The organism is Bradyrhizobium sp. BRP22, assembly GCF_020194175.1.
GTDB lineage: Bacteria > Pseudomonadota > Alphaproteobacteria > Rhizobiales > Xanthobacteraceae > Bradyrhizobium.
In genome coordinates, this window is the sequence record NZ_JADYVX010000005.1 from 1 (window position 1) to 15,187 (window position 15,187).

A 15,187-nucleotide genomic window follows, 5' to 3' on the forward strand; every position below is an offset into this window, starting at 1 on the left:
TTTGGCGGTTTTTGATCGGTTTCCGTTCGTGGTCGGGCGATCGCCTTGCCGAGCTAAACACTTGAAATTCAATCACATTGATCGCGACATCCCGGTCCAAGCCGAAGATGCGTCAAAGTTCTGGAAGCTCGGATGCACAAGGGCCTCCGGCGCGATCGCGAGCACGATCATGGCCGCGACAGCGAGCGTCCGGAACGTCACCGCGCGGCGGTCGACCATGATGGCGATCAGCACCACCGCGGTCATGAAGAACGAACGCTGCGTCGCCACCTCCGCACCCGACAGCAGGAGATAGAAGGCGGCAGCGACCAGCGCCGCCGCGGCGGACCATTTCTTGATCGGGAACCGCACAGTGAGCACTGGGAACAGCGCGAGCAACGCTCGCACCGCGAAGAAGACCACACCGGCGACAACAGCCATGTGGTAGCCCGAGATCGAGAGCACGTGGCCAAGCCCGGAGATAAACATCGCGTCATTCACCGGCTCGGAGATGGCATCGCGCCGGCCGGTCAGGAGCGCGGTCGCGATCGCGCGATTGTCGCCTTCGAGCACGTTGCGGATGCGCGCGTCGATCGCATCGCGCATGCCCTGCATGAACGCCGCATAGCGCAGCGCGAGCCCGCGGCTCTCCGGCGGCGCCGTCGTCTTGATCGCGCCGAGCACGAAACCGGAGGCGCCGATGCCCTGGAAATAGAGATCGCGGCCGAAATCGTAGCTGCCGGGCCGCAGAGGCGAGAGCGGCGGCTGCAGCCGCGCCTTCAATTCGACGAAGCTGCCGACTTCAGGGGCAGTGCCCTTCTTCACCGACAGCCGAACGCGCTCGAGCTTCGGCGCGCCGCGCTGGCTTTCGATAGTTGCGACGCGCAGCACGAAGCGGTCGGTGCGCTCGCGGATGTCGCGCGTCTCGACAAATCCGGTGAGCGACGCCGAAAACATCGGCTGCGCCAGCACGGCATGCGCGACCCGCGCGGTTCGCCAGGTGGCAACCGCAAAACCCGTGGCAACGGCGGCAAGCAGGACCGCGGCAACGAACGCCTGTCGTCGCCTGAGCACGAACGCGAGCACGCACAGCGCGATTGCGACGATCGCCGCGACTGACAGCACCGGCTCATGGTCGGCGGCGAAGTAAAGCGCGATGCCGCTGCCGAACGCGACCGGCACCCAAGGCAGGAGCCGCCCGGCGCCCGCTTCGGCACGGGCCCACTGCCGCAATGTCTCGACAATCGGCGGCCAGGCACCGACGCTGATCGGGGCATATCCACCCGCCGGCGCCACAGCCTCGCGCGGCGGCCAGGTGCCGGCATAGCCGCGCCTGCCGCCCGGCGTCCTGCCCTCATCCGCCATGCTGCGCCCTGGAATACCCCTGTTTCGGCAAAACTACCGGAAGCAGGTATCAGCGGGATGGGAATATTATACTTCACGTACCCAGACGGGCCGCGGTCGCTCGCCTCTAGGATGTGATATGCGTCACTTGCCGTAAAAGCTGAATCGCGATAGCTTTAACGGCGTGGGGGAGAATTTAGAATTGGCAGCGTTGTTCTATGCGTCCCAGTATTTCTGGGCGGCCATGCTTGGCGCGTTTGTTCTCTACATGCTAAATAAGTTGAACAATCGGCAACCATTCTCGTTGTTTAATGCGATCCAGGTTCCGACCGATGGCCGCCCTGTGTTGACGTTCATCGATATGATACTCTCATCTGGCCTTGGTGCTGGGATTGTTTTGCTGCTAACAAAGGCTAACTCTACCTCCGAAGCGGTGACAGGAGGGCTCGGCCTTACGGGCATCCTCTCTGCGATAGGGAAGAACAGCAATGAGCAGTGAAGTTGAGAAGACGGTTGGAAGCGCCGCCGGCATCGCATCGCTGGCCGCTGCTGTCGTTGTTGCTAATACTGCTGCCCCTGCGATCGCTACCATTACCGCGCTGGGTTTGGGCGCCGCGATCACTGGCGCGGCGCTATATCACAAGCTCTCGTCCGAGAGGTCGGACACCTCGCCCAAGGACACCTCTCGCAAATAAGGTCCGCCTCGGACCTTTTCTATATACTTGACGTACCCAAACTGATCCGATAGATTTTGGATTAGCAAGGGGATGCGTCATGAAGTCTGTTCTTTCCGCAAAGCACTTCCACGACGAAGAGGCCGCCTACGCTTTCGTTGAGGCGCGCCTATGGCCGAACGGCCCTGTCTGCCCGCATTGCGGAGGCGTTGAGCGCATTTCCAAGATGGAGGGCAAGAGCACCAGGATTGGCACTTACAAGTGCTACCAGTGCCGCAAGCCGTTCACCGTGAAGGTTGGTACCATCTTCGAGGCCAGCCACGTCCCAATGCGCCATTGGCTGCAAGCTATCTTCCTGATGACTTCCAGCAAAAAGGGCATCAGCAGCAACCAGCTTCACCGCACCCTTGGATGCACCCTCAAAACCGCTTGGTTCATTTCCCATCGCATTCGCGAAGCCATGCGGGAAGGCGGCTTGCTCCCGCCCATGGGCAGCAACGGTAAGGTTGTCGAGGCCGATGAAACCTTCATCGGCCGTCTCGAAGGCCAGAAGAAGGGCAAGGCCGCTTGGGCGCATAAGAACGTGGTCCTTACGCTTGTCGAGCGCGGCGGATCGGCCCGCAGCTTCCATATCGATGGCGTAATGCATGCCGATATCGCCCCGATCCTGCGCGCCAACTTGGCCCGCGAAGCCCAGTTGATGACCGACAAGGCCGCTGGCTACAAAATCGTTGGCCGCGAGTTCGCCAGCCATGATGCCGTGGACCACAGCAAGGACGAATACGCCCGTTACGAGGGCGAGAAAGTCATCTCGACCAATACGGTTGAGGGCTACTATTCAGTCTTCAAGCGCGGCATGAAAGGTGTGTACCAGCATTGCAAGGAGAAGCATCTGCACCGATATTTGAGTGAGTTCGATTTCCGCTACTCGAACCGCGTCGCGCTCGGTGTGGATGACGTTGCCCGAGCTGATAAGGCATTGCGCGGTGTTGTCGGCAAGCGATTGACCTATAGGACGACTAACTAGTCAGGGACCGCCATATGGCAAAAGCCGCCGCTCCCCCAAAGGGGAAAAAGGCAAAGCCTAAGCTAAGTGACAAAGAGCAATCCGAGCGGTTTATAGAGACCGCTAGGGAGCTTGGCGTTGATGAAAGCGGGGAGCAATTCGAGAGAGCATTTCGAAAGATAGTCCCTACTCGGAAAGGTGTTCGGACAGAATCTTCATAAACGAGCCCACGTGCTCATAGATGCTCTTGGCCTCCAGGGTGTCGTAAGGACGCTTGTTGTGGCTGACGTAGTTGCGCCAGCCGTCCTTGAAGTAACCGATTTCTGCTGCGGCTCGACTTAGATATTCCAGCTTTGCGTCCTTATCCGGCTTTAGAAGACCGGGTATGCCGTTTCTTCTCCACTCTCCAAGGACGCTCTCAATCTGATTCAGAATGTCGTTCCATTGCTGGACGTCAAAGGACTTGCCAACCTCGCGTGCCACGACACGGATGCCGATCTCCACGGCTCTCATGGCATGGAAAACAGCAGCGGTTCCCTTCCCCAACGAGATGCATTGCGCCGCATCCTTCAATTCTTGATTGGCGGATGGAAAGGCTCCTGCCATCTGGGAGCCGAACGGCTCCTCGCGCTCGAAAAGTTCGGCATCTTGCTTATCGAGAAAGAGAAAGAATTTCTCGTTGAGTTCCGCAGCAACTTTCCAACGCAAGGCTGCAAAGCCGTCAGCCAACTGAAGTCTTGTCCACCTATCAGCGTGATTCCAAATGTGCTGTATTTCCAATTGGCAAGCCGTCAGACCCAGCGGCTTTAACTCGTCCATCAAGGGGCCTATTGTCGCCCAAATCCACTTTCGGCCAGCTTCAGTTGTGAGTGCGGCCGAACTGTCATTGGCCCACAGTGGCTCACCGAGGCTCTTCATTTGCGGCTCCAGCGGCCGCTCCTCCGGGCGCAAGTGGCCGCACAGCTCTTTCTCGAACCGCTCGATGTGGCTGAGCCGGACAATCAGCAACCGCACGTCGAATTTGATCATAAGGTCCCAGAGGCTACAAAGCTCGCCGGGATGCAGCTCCCCAGCAGCGCTACTCATGGTAGCCCCAGCCATCTGGGTACGGCAAGTACAATATGCCCAGCGGGATAGCGGAACAGATGCGGAATACGGAGGAAAGAAACGTCGCGCCGGCGTCCTCCCGATCCCAACGCTGGTTCTTCAGCCGACCTCAGGCCCGATTGAGCCGAAAGTCTCATAAGGCTGCAGTCCCATTGAGGACTAGACTGCAGTCACGCCTCCGCCCGTACCAACGGCAAAGAGGCAGTGGTGGCTCGCGGTTTGAGAACCGCTGGAGCCGTTCTCAGGTGGTTCAAGGCTTCCCTGAGACAGGCGTTGCGGACGCAACTCGCAAATTAAGCCTGTAGCGTCGCGCATCACGCGTACTCCGCGAGCAAACAGAGCGCTGAAAAACGCGAGGAGACGTCTTTGAACTAATGGGAGCAGCACATGGCAATTCAAGTACCGAGTGATTTTCGCCGCGTGATTGTCGCTGCGTCGGTCGGAAACATCATCGAATGGTATGATTTCTATATCTTCGGCAGCCTGGCCGCCGTTCTGTCGGTCAAGTTCTTCGAGCAATCCCACCCCGTCGCAGCCCTGCTGAGCACCATCGCCCTGTTCACCGCAGGATTCCTGATCCGTCCGCTCGGAGCATTCCTTTTTGGATGGATGGGCGATCGCGTGGGCCGTAAGTATACGTTCCTCATTACGCTCACCGGAATGGGGCTGGGGACGGGCGCGATCGGCCTGATTCCGACCTACCAGTCGATCGGTCTCACGGCCGCGTTCCTGCTGTTCGGCCTGCGCATGATCCAGGGCCTGTGCCTGGGCGGCGAATATGGCGGCGCCATCACCTATGTCGCAGAGCACGTGCCCGACGACAGACGCGGCTACTACACCGGCTGGCTCCAGACCTCGCCGACGCTCGGGATCGTGGTATCGCTGGCGGTGATCATTCTGACCCGGACCTACTTCGGCAATCAGGCCTTCGACGAATGGGCATGGCGCGTTCCGTTCCTGCTCTCGTTCCTGCTGGTGGCCATCGCCATCTACATCCGCCTGCAGCTCCAGGAGACGCCGATCTTCCAGGAGATCAAGGCCCGCGGGCAGATGACCAGGAATCCCTGGAAGGAGGCGTTCCTTAGCGCGAACGTCAAATACATCGGTATCGCCATCATCGTCCTGATCGGACAGGGCGTGGTCTGGTACAGCGGTCAGTTCTGGGCGCTGTACTTCCTGCAGCAGGTCTCCAAGGTGGACCCGCTGACCTCGGCCTACATCGTCGGGGCTGCACTGCTAATTGCGACGCCGAGCCTGATCTTCTTCGGCTGGCTGTCGGACCTGATCGGCCGCAAACCGGTGATCCTGGGAGGCATGCTGCTTGCCGCGATCACCTACTATCCGCTGTATCTGTGGCTCGGAACGGTCACGCAGCCCGGGAACATCAACTATCCGATCGCGATCTTCATCATCTTCATCCTCGTCTGTTACGTCGGGATGGTGTACGGGCCGGTCGGCGCGTTCCTGGCGGAATTCTTCCCCAGCAGGATCCGGTACACGTCAGTGTCGGTGCCGTATCACATCGGCAACGGCTGGGGCGGCGGCTTGGTGCCATTCATCACCTCGGCCGCTTTCGCCGCCACCGGCAGCGTCGGCTACGCGCTGATCTATCCGATCGTCGTTCCTGCGGTCTGCTTCGTGCTCGCCGTTTTCCTGATGCCGGAGACACGCAAGATCAGCATCTGGGAGCCGGTCGAACCGAGAACCGCATCGTGACGAAATAGCCTTCGCCGGGCCGTGACGCTTTGCGCTCCGAACGATTCCCCTGCCCCGGCCGCCAGCAGATGGCGGCCGGTGCTACGCACGGTCAACTCAGTCGTTAGCCGGCTCGGTGATGCCAGCGATCGTGCCACCAGGTCGTGAAATCCTCGTCAGTCGCCAGCTCCCAGCCGGCGAACAAGATCACCAACAGTCCTGACAGCACGCTGCTTACCGTGGCTGGTCCTGCCTCGTAGCCGACCGTCCAAGGTGCCAGCACGAGAGCCAGGCCGAGCAGCATCTCTCCCCACTCCTCCAGATAGGATGGAATGACAAATGCCTCCACGGCAAACAGCACGACTGCCAACCCGAGCGCAATAGTTATCCAGACAGCCGCCGCCCCGGAGAAGTCCAGGACGAATGGCGACAGGACCAGCCACACGCCGACCAACAGGCTGGCAGCGTCCTGCCAGTGTTGAATGCGCATGCGCATGATGCTCACCTCCCCTCTTTCATTGGATGTGGTGGGTCACGGTTGGAAAAGGCATCCGTTCAACCTGCGATGTGTTGCCGCTGCTATCCGGAGCCATCGTCCGATCCTGGCGAGCGCATCACCCGGAAGCAGTCTTGCAAGTGCGCCGCAGCAGGATGCAGACTGCGTGCGCTTGACGAGGTGTCAGCGTCTACGGCTCTCAGCCCGGCCGAACCTCACGGTTGCGCTCAGGGAACGAGCGGAGGATGACGCCATGCGAGAAATCGAAATCCACGATTATGCGCGGCAGTTGCTGGAAGCGCATGGCGCCAAGGCCATTGCAGAAGCTGCCCAGAACGCCATCGAGCTCGAGGCCAGAGGCGACGTCGAACTGGCCAGAACCTGGCGGCATATCGAAGACGCCATGAAGCTCATGCGCGGGCCGCACCAAAGCTGAAGCCGCCGGCGCGGCTACACCTAGCGTGGAGCAGAATCCAGCGCAGACCGCCAGGTCGCGGCCGAACGGCGATGGGACCTTCAAAATAAGGCTCTCCAGGACAGGAGCGAAGCCATGTTTCCGAAATGTGCGACATCCGAAGATCTCGTGAAGGCGATCAAGGACGAGGAGGTGCAGATGGTCGATCTGCGCTTCACCGACTTGCCCGGGGTATGGCAACATTTTTCCGTGCCGCCGAGCGCGGCAAGTATCGATGCACTCAGCGAGGGCATTGGCTTCGACGGCTCATCGATCCGCGGCTTTCAGGAGATCCAGGAAAGCGACATGCTGGTCGTTCCGGATCCGACCACCGCCTTCCTCGACCCGTATTCTCCTGCATCGACCCTGGTCCTGATCTGCAACATCCGCGACCCCGTGACCGGTCAATCCTATAACCGCGACGCCCGCTACATCGCGCAGAAGGCCGAATCCCATCTGAAGGGCGGCGGCCGCGCCGAAACGAGCTATTTCGGCCCGGAGGCGGAGTTCTTCGTGTTCGACGACGTGCGGTACGCACAGGGCATCAATTTCGCCTTCCACGAAATCGACTCCAGCGAAGGCAGTTGGAACACGGGCAAGGAGGAAATGCCAAATCTAGGGCACAAGCCGCGGCCGAAGGAGGGTTACTTTCCCGTTCCTCCGACCGACAGCATGCAGGCCCTGCGCACCGAAATGGTGCTGACGATGGAGCAGCTCGGCATCCAGATCGAAGCCCATCACCATGAAGTCGCGACCGGCGGCCAGAACGAAATCGATATGCGCTTCACCACGCTCACCCGCATGGCCGACAATCTGATGATCTACAAATACGTGGTGAAGAACACTGCGCAGCAGCATGGGATGACCGCGACGTTCATGCCCAAGCCGCTGTTCGAGGACAACGCTTCGGGGATGCACGTTCACCAGTCGCTATGGAAGGGCGAGACCAATCTGTTCTACGACAGGGGCGATTATGCCGAGTTGAGCCAGCTCGGCCGCTATTACATCGGCGGCCTGTTAACCCATGCCTGGGCGCTGTGCGGGCTCTGCGCCCCCACGACGAACTCCTATCGCCGCCTGGTCCCGGGCTATGAAGCTCCGATCAACCTGGTCTATTCGCAGCGCAACCGCTCAGCCTGCTGCCGCATTCCGATGTATTCACCGGATCCGAAGGCCAAGCGGGTCGAGTTTCGCTCGCCGGATCCTTCCTGCAATCCCTATCTGGCCTTCTCGGCGATGCTGATGGCCGGCCTCGACGGCATCAACAACCGGATCGACCCGGGCAGCCCGATCGACAAGAACCTTTACGACCTGCCGCCCGCCGAAGCCAAGGATGTAAAGTCGACACCCGGATCGCTGGATCAGGCACTCGACGCGCTCGAGCGCGATCACGCCTTCCTGCTGCGCGGCGACGTGTTCACCGCTGATGTGATCGAGACCTGGCTCGACTACAAGCGGAAGAAAGAGGTCGATCCCATCCGGTTGCGCCCTCATCCTTACGAGTTTCATTTGTATTACGATATCTAGAGCTTCGGTTCGGATTGAATCAGAACCGAAGCTCTAGATTCTTGTTTTGACGCGTTTTCTTCACGCGAACCGGTATCCACTTCGCTCGAAAACGCTCTAGCGGCCAGCCGACGCGTGGCCGAGCTGTCGCTCAAATCAGCGGCGTCTTCGATGAGACGTGATGGCTGGCGATTTTCCAGTCGCCGTCTTCGCGGACGATGACCCAGGTGATCTTGACCGAGAGCGTCGGATCGTCCTCATCCAAGTAGAATGTCGCGGTGCTGGCCATGTTGATCGCGTCCGAACCGACGGACGCGGCCTTCACGTCGGAAAACTGAACTATCGGCGAACGCCATCGCGGCAGAGCGTTGAAATAGGCCGAAACCCCTTCCCTGCCGCGATAGAGCGTCGGATTGGAGCCGAAGAAGAACGCGCTCTTGGAATAGAGCGAGGCAAGTGCGACCGCATCCAGCCTGCTGAAACCGACGGACCATTTTGCCATGATGGCGGAGACGATCTCGTCGGCGTCGCTTTTCATTCGAACCGTCCTTACCCCTTGCCACCGACTTCCTTGGCGAAGGTGTCGCGCAGCCCGATGGTGCGGTTGAACACAGGCCTGTCCGCCGTCGAGTCGGGATCGCGCACGAAATAGCCCTGGCGCTCGAACTGCATCACCTCGTTCGAATTGCTCTCGGCGATCGCCGGCTCGATGCGCGCGTCATCAAGCACTTCCAGCGACTGCGGATTGAGGTCGGTGGCGAAATTGCCGGCGTCCGGATTGGGCGTCGCGAAGAGCTGGTTGTAGATGCGGATCTCGGCCGGCTTCGACTGCGCCGCCGACAGCCAGTGCATGGTCGCCTTCACCTTGCGGCCGTCGGGCGCGTTGCCGCCCTTGGTCGCGGGATCATAGGTGCAGCGCAGCTCGACGATCTCGCCGGCGTCGTCCTTGATGACGCCGGTGCACTTGATGAAATAGGCGTAACGCAGCCGCACTTCAGTGCCCGGCGAGAGGCGGAAGAATTTCTTCGGTGGGTTCTCCATGAAGTCGTCGCGCTCGATATAGAGCTCGCGGCCGAAGGCGATCTTGCGGGTGCCGGCTGCGGGATCGTCGGGATGGTTGATCGCCTCGAGCTCCTCGACCTGCCCTTCTGGATAGTTCTCGATCACCACCTTGAGCGGCCGCAGCACCGCCATGCGCCGGAGCGCGGTGCGGTTCAGCTCCTCGCGGATGCAGAACTCCAGCATGCCGACGTCGACAACGCTGTTGGACTTGGCCACCCCGATGCGCTTGATGAATTCGCGGATCGCCGCCGGCGGCACGCCGCGCCGCTTCAGTCCGGCGATGGTCGGCATGCGCGGATCGTCCCAGCCGGCGACATGGCCGTCGCGCACGAGTTGGGTCAGCACGCGCTTGGAGAGCAGCGTGTAGGTCAGGTTGAGGCGCGCGAATTCGTACTGTCGGGGCGTGGACGGCACCGGCAGCTTTTCGAGCAGCCAATCATAGAGGGGCCGATGGTCCTCGAATTCGAGGGTGCAGATCGAATGCGTCACGCCCTCGATCGCGTCCGACTGGCCGTGGGCATAGTCGTAGCTCGGATAGATCGACCATTTGTCGCCGGTGCGCGGATGGTGTGCGTGCAGGATCCGGTACAGCACCGGGTCGCGCATGTTGATGTTGCCCGAGGCCATGTCAATCTTGGCCCGCAGCACACGCGCGCCGTTCGGGAACTCGCCCGCCTTCATGCGGCGGAACAGGTCAAGGTTCTCCTCCACCGGGCGGTCGCGATAGGGCGAGTTCTTGCCGGGCTCAGTCAACGTGCCGCGCGAGAGGCGAATCTCCTCCTGGCTCTGGTCGTCGACATAGGCGTCGCCCTGCTTGATCAGGCCCTCGGCCCATTCGTAGAGGCGCTCGAAATAGTCGGAGGCAAAATAGAGATGATCGCCCCAGTCGTAGCCGAGCCAGCGCACATCGGCCTGGATCGAGTCGATATATTCCTGCTCTTCCTTGGTCGGATTGGTGTCGTCGAAACGCAGGTTGCAGTGGCCGGGAAACTCCTGCGCGATGCCGAAGTTGAGTGCAATCGACTTGGCGTGGCCGATATGCAGGTAGCCGTTCGGCTCCGGCGGGAAGCGCGTCACGACATGGCTGTGCTTTTTTGAAACGAGGTCAGCCTGGACGATGTCGCGAATGAAATCGCGCCCGGTCTCCGCCGCCACCGCTTCTGCCGCCACTGGTTCTGTCGTCATCGAGGGTTCCTATGCATGATCCGGAAAGCCGTGTTTCCGAAAGATCGTGCTCAAATAAGGGATCAGCCGCCCTTCTGCCAAATTCATCCAGCCCCGCCAAGCCTGCTTTAGGGGCTGCATTCGCGGCGGCCTTCGGAAGGCCGAGGGGTTTAATGAGGCCAAGGCTTTAGTTATGCATCGTTCCTGCTATACACCAGCGCCGTTCAAGCCCGAGCCCCTATCCGGTCATGTCTGATTCCGTCGTCACACGTTTTGCCCCCTCGCCGACCGGCTTCCTCCATATCGGGGGTGCCCGCACCGCGCTGTTCAACTGGCTCTACGCCAGGAAGCACGGCGGCAAGATGCTGCTGCGGATCGAGGACACCGACCGCGAGCGCTCCACCAAGGAGGCGATCGACGCCATCCTGGATGGCCTGACCTGGCTCGAACTCAATTGGGACGGCGAGGTCATCTACCAGTTCAGCCGGGCCGCCCGCCACCGCGAGGTCGCCGAGCAGTTGCTTGCCTCCGGACGAGCCTATCGCTGCTACGCGACCGCGGAGGAACTCGCGGCCATGCGCGAGAAGGCGCGCGCCGAGGGCCGCACCCGCCTCTACGACGGAATGTGGCGTGACCGTGATCCAGCCGACGCGCCATCCGGCATGAAGCCCACGATCCGGCTGAAGGCGCCCCAGACCGGCGAGACCGTGATCGAGGACCAGGTCCAGGGCCGCGTGGTCTGGCAGAACGAGAACCTCGACGATCTCGTCCTGCTCCGCGGCGACGGCACGCCGACCTACATGCTCGCGGTGGTGGTCGACGACCACGACATGGGCGTCACCCATGTGATCCGCGGCGACGACCACCTGATCAACGCCGCGCGCCAGAAGCAAATCTACGACGCGCTGGAATGGAACATCCCGAGCATGTCCCACATCCCGCTGATCCACGGTCCCGACGGCTCAAAGCTGTCCAAGCGCCACGGCGCGCTCGGCGTCGATGCCTATCGCGCGATGGGCTACCTGCCGGCGGCGCTGCGCAACTACCTGGTCCGGCTCGGCTGGAGCCATGGCGACCAGGAGATCTTCTCCACGCAGGAGATGATCGAGGCGTTCGACCTGCCGGCGATCGGCCGGTCGGCGGCGCGGTTCGACTTCGCCAAGTTGGAGAACCTCAACGGCCACTATATCCGGCACAGCGACGATCAATCCCTCGTGACTCAGTTCGAGCACGTGCTGGACTACGTTCCCAATGGCGCGGCCATCAAGGCCAAGCTGAACGACAGTACGCGCGCGCAATTGCTGCGCGCGATGCCGAGCCTGAAGGAGCGCGCCAAGACGCTGATCGAATTGATCGCGGGCGCGTCTTTCATCTTCGCCGACCGGCCGATCGAGATCGAGGCAAAGGCCGCCGCGCTGCTCACGCCGGAAACGCGCGCGCTGATCGGCAAGCTTCGCGCGGCGCTGGAGACGGTCACCGACTGGCGACTGGAGACCACGGAAGCCGCCATGCGAAATTTCGCGGAGCAGAACAATCTCAAGCTCGGCGCCGTCGCTCAGCCGCTCCGGGTGGCATTGACGGGACGCACCACCTCGCCGGGTATTTTCGATGTCCTGGCGGTACTGGGACGGGAGGAAAGTCTTGCCCGGCTGGGCGATCAGGCGACTGCGTAAGCCCTGCCATGCCCCTCCGAGGGTCCACCTTGCAGCGCACAGGGCAATAAGCTACGCATTTGACGAGGCCTTCTAGACAATCCGGCTTGTCCCGACATCCGCCGTAGAATGGCAGTTCGGGCAGGCTCGATTTTCGCAACAAATTCATCGGGGACTACACGATGGACGCACAATCCAGCAGCAAAACAGCCACCCTCACGATCGGCAACAAGACCTACGATTTTCCGATCCTGAGTGGCACCGTCGGCCCTGATGTCATCGACATCGGCAAGCTCTACAGCCAGGCCGGCGTGTTCACCTATGACCCGGGTTTCACCTCGACCGGGAGCTGCCAGTCCAAGATCACCTATATCGACGGCGACGCCGGTATCCTCGAATACCGCGGTTATCCGATCGAGCAGCTCGCCGAGCACGGCGACTTCCTTGAGACCTGCTATCTCCTGCTCTACGGGGAGCTTCCGACGCCGGCGCAGAAGAAGGATTTCGACTACCGCGTGACCCATCACACGATGGTGCACGAGCAGATGGCGCGCTTCTTCCAGGGCTTCCGCCGCGACGCCCATCCGATGGCGATCATGGTCGCGGCCGTCGGCGCGCTCGCGGCGTTCTATCACGACTCCACCGACATCAATGATCCGCAGCAGCGCATGATCGCCTCCATGCGCATGGTCGCGAAGATCCCGACGCTGGCGGCGATGGCCTACAAATACACCATCGGCCAGCCCTTCATGTATCCGAAGAACTCGCTGAAGTTCGCCGAGAACTTCCTCTATATGTGTTTCGGCGTGCCCTGCGAGGATTACAAGATCAACCCCGTGCTGGCGGACGCGCTGGAGAAGATCTTCATCCTGCATGCCGACCACGAGCAGAACGCGTCGACCTCGACGGTGCGCATCGCCGGCTCGTCGGGCGCCAACCCGTTCGCCTGCATCGCCGCCGGCATCGCCTGCCTGTGGGGCCCGGCGCATGGCGGCGCCAACGAAGCCGCGCTGAACATGCTCTACGACATCGGCAAGGTCGAAAACATTCCGGACTTCATCGCCAAGGTGAAGGACAAGAACAGTGAAGTCCGCCTGATGGGCTTCGGCCACCGCGTCTACAAGAACTACGATCCGCGCGCCAAGATCATGCAGAAGATGTGTCACGCCGTGCTGAAGGAGACCGGCCACGGCGACGATCCGATGCTGAAGGTGGCGATGGAGCTGGAGAAGATCGCGCTCAACGACCAGTACTTCATCGACCGCAAGCTGTATCCGAATGTCGACTTCTATTCGGGCATCACGCTGAAGGCGATGGGCTTCCCGGTCTCGATGTTCACCGTGCTGTTCGCGGTCGCCCGCACCGTCGGCTGGATCAGCCAGTGGAGCGAGATGATCGAGGATCCGCAGCAGAAGATCGGCCGTCCGCGCCAGCTCTACACCGGCGTCGCCAGCCGCCAATACGTGCCGATCGACCAGCGCAAGTAAGCGCAAGCTCCACGATATTCAAAACGGCGCCATCATTTCTGGTGGCGCCGTTTTCTTGTGGCCCGGGCGAGGCCGATCTGCTCCGATGAGCGGCTAATACGCGATCGTGCTGCGCACGCCGATCAGGGCTCCGCTCTTGACCGCCGAACCCGGTGAAACCGGATCCGGGACGTGTCCACCGGGATGGACGATATATTCAAGGACCGGCTGAACGGTCCAACCCGGCTTCACTTGCACCTGATAGGTCAGCTCGATCGTGAGCTCGAAATCCCTGAGCGGCTGACTGACTCCATTCAAGTTGATCATGTCGCGATCGAGCGCACGCGCCCGATCGGATATATGCGCGCAGATAAATGAAGCCCCGAGCTTGTCGTCAGGTCTGCCGGGCAGCAGTCCTGAGAACACGATTCCGGCGTCGAGGAAGAAGTCGATCAGGTTGCGATCCGATGGCGTACCCGAGATCCGGCTGAATATGGCGATGCCGCTTGCTGCGTCGCCACCCTCGGGGCGATAGATCTGCTGATCGATGATGCCGTAGATGCCGCTGGATCCTCGAAACAGGCGGGCGTTGCCGCTGCTGAGCGGGCTTGCCTGCGAAAGGCCGGCATCGTCGAACCGCATGTCCTGGAATGGCCCGAAATGGTGCCATCCGCCGAGCCGCAGCGTGCCGGCGAGCCCGCGTGATTCCTTGTCCTGATTGTAGCGGTATTGCAGTTCTCCCATCAGCAAGGGCGGATCGTTCACGCGAAAATTGGTGCCGGTGCGATTGACGGTCCCCTGACCGCCCGGATCGCCGTTGAACACGCCGACCAGAGCGGTCCAATTTGGGGTGGGATCGAATTTCAGCCGGATGCCCGGCGTGGCGAGAGGATAAGCGGGACCGCCACTCGGCAGGTTGGCGCCGGCGATCGTCGGCCAATCGCTGCTGATGAGTGTCTTGCTGTAGTCACTGACGAAGAACTCGACATCCGCCGCAAGCTGGCCGGCGCGGATGCTGAAGCGGTCGTCGAACAGCTTCTGCTCCAGCCATAATTCGGACAGTCGCGTCGACGGCACCGCCTCGATGTTGCTGATCGTGATCAGGCTCTCGAAATGCTGGTCGCGCAGTCCTGCCGTATGATGGATCTGGAAGGCGTTGGCGAAGAAACTCAGCCCCGGCCAACCTGCGAGCCTTTCCAGGTCTACTGCGACCAGGCCCTCGAGCTTGTCCTCGTAGAGTCCCCCTCGCCGAACGCCTCCGGATAGGTTGCGCAGCGCTTCGCCGGTGTAGACCAGTCCGTAGGTGATCCCGCGCTGCGCCAGCCATTTGCGCAAACCCGTCGGGTCACCTTCGGCCGGCAGGCTGGTCGCGATCGACGACGGAGGGATGCCGTTCGAGGAGATGCCGTCGTCAGCGAGGGCGGGTACGGAGGCAAAAAGAGCTGCCAGCAAGCATGTCACCGACGTCTGTGCCCGCTGCTGGACGTTGGACATCTGCAATTGCATTGCATTCGCAACTTCATCGCAAATTTCGTCTCGATTGTTGACCTCACGCCGGATTGTCACGCTTGCGCCCCACCCA

Annotated in this window: 13 protein-coding genes and 1 pseudogene; 8 read left to right on the forward strand and 6 right to left on the reverse strand. The window is 61.2% G+C overall.

Annotation, left to right across the window (positions count from 1 at the left end; translation table 11 throughout):
- Positions 1 to 120: 120 nt before the first annotated feature.
- A pseudogene (locus tag I6F35_RS08430) lies at positions 121 to 1,344 on the reverse strand (ComEC family competence protein); the annotation flags it as partial.
- A 181-nt stretch (positions 1,345 to 1,525) separates the two neighbouring features.
- Between I6F35_RS08430 and I6F35_RS08435 the strand changes: the two are divergent.
- The 3 genes from I6F35_RS08435 to I6F35_RS08445 all read left to right on the forward strand — a co-directional run bounded on the left by I6F35_RS08435 (position 1,526) and on the right by I6F35_RS08445 (position 3,024).
- On the forward strand, positions 1,526 to 1,822 hold the full coding sequence (locus I6F35_RS08435; protein ID WP_225117202.1) for a hypothetical protein: 297 nt from the start codon (positions 1,526 to 1,528) through the stop codon (positions 1,820 to 1,822).
- Positions 1,812 to 2,018 carry a hypothetical protein gene (locus I6F35_RS08440; protein ID WP_225117203.1) on the forward strand — a complete coding sequence of 69 codons (207 nt, stop codon included), beginning with the start codon at positions 1,812 to 1,814 and terminating at the stop codon, positions 2,016 to 2,018. The genes I6F35_RS08435 and I6F35_RS08440 overlap by 11 nt, the downstream gene beginning before the upstream one ends.
- 79 nt (positions 2,019 to 2,097) lie before the next feature.
- Complete coding sequence (locus I6F35_RS08445) at positions 2,098 to 3,024, forward strand: IS1595 family transposase (RefSeq protein WP_225117204.1); 927 nt, start codon at positions 2,098 to 2,100, stop codon at positions 3,022 to 3,024.
- Positions 3,025 to 3,189: 165 nt separating this feature from the next.
- Here I6F35_RS08445 and I6F35_RS08450 read toward each other — a convergent pair whose 3' ends face one another.
- Positions 3,190 to 4,032, reverse strand: coding sequence for a hypothetical protein (locus I6F35_RS08450; RefSeq protein ID WP_225117205.1), 843 nt, complete (start codon positions 4,030 to 4,032; stop codon positions 3,190 to 3,192).
- A 465-nt stretch (positions 4,033 to 4,497) separates the two neighbouring features.
- On the opposite strand from I6F35_RS08450, the gene I6F35_RS08455 reads away from it, so the two are divergent.
- Entirely contained in the window at positions 4,498 to 5,826 is a 1,329-nt protein-coding gene (locus I6F35_RS08455; RefSeq protein ID WP_225117206.1) for an MFS transporter, read from the forward strand.
- A gap of 103 nt (positions 5,827 to 5,929) precedes the next feature.
- On the opposite strand, the gene I6F35_RS08460 is transcribed toward I6F35_RS08455, so the two are convergent.
- A complete protein-coding gene (locus tag I6F35_RS08460) occupies positions 5,930 to 6,295 on the reverse strand; it encodes an SPW repeat protein (RefSeq protein ID WP_225117501.1) in 366 nt (121 codons plus the stop codon).
- 259 nt (positions 6,296 to 6,554) lie between these two features.
- Here I6F35_RS08460 and I6F35_RS08465 point away from each other — a divergent pair, with 259 nt between their 5' ends.
- A complete protein-coding gene (locus I6F35_RS08465; protein WP_225117502.1) occupies positions 6,555 to 6,737 on the forward strand; it encodes a hypothetical protein in 183 nt (60 codons plus the stop codon).
- Positions 6,738 to 6,851: 114 nt separating this feature from the next.
- On the forward strand, positions 6,852 to 8,282 hold the full coding sequence (gene glnA / locus I6F35_RS08470) for a type I glutamate--ammonia ligase (RefSeq protein WP_225117207.1): 1,431 nt from the start codon (positions 6,852 to 6,854) through the stop codon (positions 8,280 to 8,282).
- A 130-nt stretch (positions 8,283 to 8,412) separates the two neighbouring features.
- On the opposite strand, the gene I6F35_RS08475 is transcribed toward glnA, so the two are convergent.
- On the reverse strand, positions 8,413 to 8,799 hold the full coding sequence (locus tag I6F35_RS08475; RefSeq protein WP_225117208.1) for a nuclear transport factor 2 family protein: 387 nt from the start codon (positions 8,797 to 8,799) through the stop codon (positions 8,413 to 8,415).
- An 11-nt stretch (positions 8,800 to 8,810) separates the two neighbouring features.
- Positions 8,811 to 10,508 carry a glutamine--tRNA ligase/YqeY domain fusion protein gene (locus tag I6F35_RS08480; protein WP_225117209.1) on the reverse strand — a complete coding sequence of 566 codons (1,698 nt, stop codon included), beginning with the start codon at positions 10,506 to 10,508 and terminating at the stop codon, positions 8,811 to 8,813.
- A gap of 227 nt (positions 10,509 to 10,735) precedes the next feature.
- Between I6F35_RS08480 and gltX the strand changes: the two genes are divergently transcribed.
- Both gltX and gltA read left to right on the forward strand, forming a co-directional pair.
- Positions 10,736 to 12,160, forward strand: coding sequence for a glutamate--tRNA ligase (gene gltX / locus I6F35_RS08485; protein ID WP_225117210.1), 1,425 nt, complete (start codon positions 10,736 to 10,738; stop codon positions 12,158 to 12,160).
- Positions 12,161 to 12,321: 161 nt separating this feature from the next.
- Complete coding sequence (gene gltA, locus I6F35_RS08490) at positions 12,322 to 13,626, forward strand: citrate synthase (protein ID WP_225117211.1); 1,305 nt, start codon at positions 12,322 to 12,324, stop codon at positions 13,624 to 13,626.
- A gap of 93 nt (positions 13,627 to 13,719) precedes the next feature.
- Here the strand turns inward: gltA and I6F35_RS08495 are convergent, their stop codons facing one another.
- Positions 13,720 to 15,066 carry a carbohydrate porin gene (locus tag I6F35_RS08495; RefSeq protein WP_225117503.1) on the reverse strand — a complete coding sequence of 449 codons (1,347 nt, stop codon included), beginning with the start codon at positions 15,064 to 15,066 and terminating at the stop codon, positions 13,720 to 13,722.
- Positions 15,067 to 15,187 lie beyond the last annotated feature (121 nt).

Coding starts and splice junctions, on each gene's coding strand:
- I6F35_RS08450 (WP_225117205.1), bottom strand. CDS start 4,032: ATGATCAAATTCGACGTGCGGTTGCTGATTGTCCGGCTCAGCCACATC.
- glnA (WP_225117207.1), top strand. CDS start 6,852: ATGTTTCCGAAATGTGCGACATCCGAAGATCTCGTGAAGGCGATCAAG.
- gltA (WP_225117211.1), top strand. CDS start 12,322: ATGGACGCACAATCCAGCAGCAAAACAGCCACCCTCACGATCGGCAAC.
- I6F35_RS08460 (WP_225117501.1), bottom strand. CDS start 6,295: ATGCGCATTCAACACTGGCAGGACGCTGCCAGCCTGTTGGTCGGCGTG.
- I6F35_RS08445 (WP_225117204.1), top strand. CDS start 2,098: ATGAAGTCTGTTCTTTCCGCAAAGCACTTCCACGACGAAGAGGCCGCC.
- I6F35_RS08480 (WP_225117209.1), bottom strand. CDS start 10,508: ATGACGACAGAACCAGTGGCGGCAGAAGCGGTGGCGGCGGAGACCGGG.
- gltX (WP_225117210.1), top strand. CDS start 10,736: ATGTCTGATTCCGTCGTCACACGTTTTGCCCCCTCGCCGACCGGCTTC.
- I6F35_RS08475 (WP_225117208.1), bottom strand. CDS start 8,799: ATGAAAAGCGACGCCGACGAGATCGTCTCCGCCATCATGGCAAAATGG.
- I6F35_RS08455 (WP_225117206.1), top strand. CDS start 4,498: ATGGCAATTCAAGTACCGAGTGATTTTCGCCGCGTGATTGTCGCTGCG.
- I6F35_RS08440 (WP_225117203.1), top strand. CDS start 1,812: ATGAGCAGTGAAGTTGAGAAGACGGTTGGAAGCGCCGCCGGCATCGCA.
- I6F35_RS08465 (WP_225117502.1), top strand. CDS start 6,555: ATGCGAGAAATCGAAATCCACGATTATGCGCGGCAGTTGCTGGAAGCG.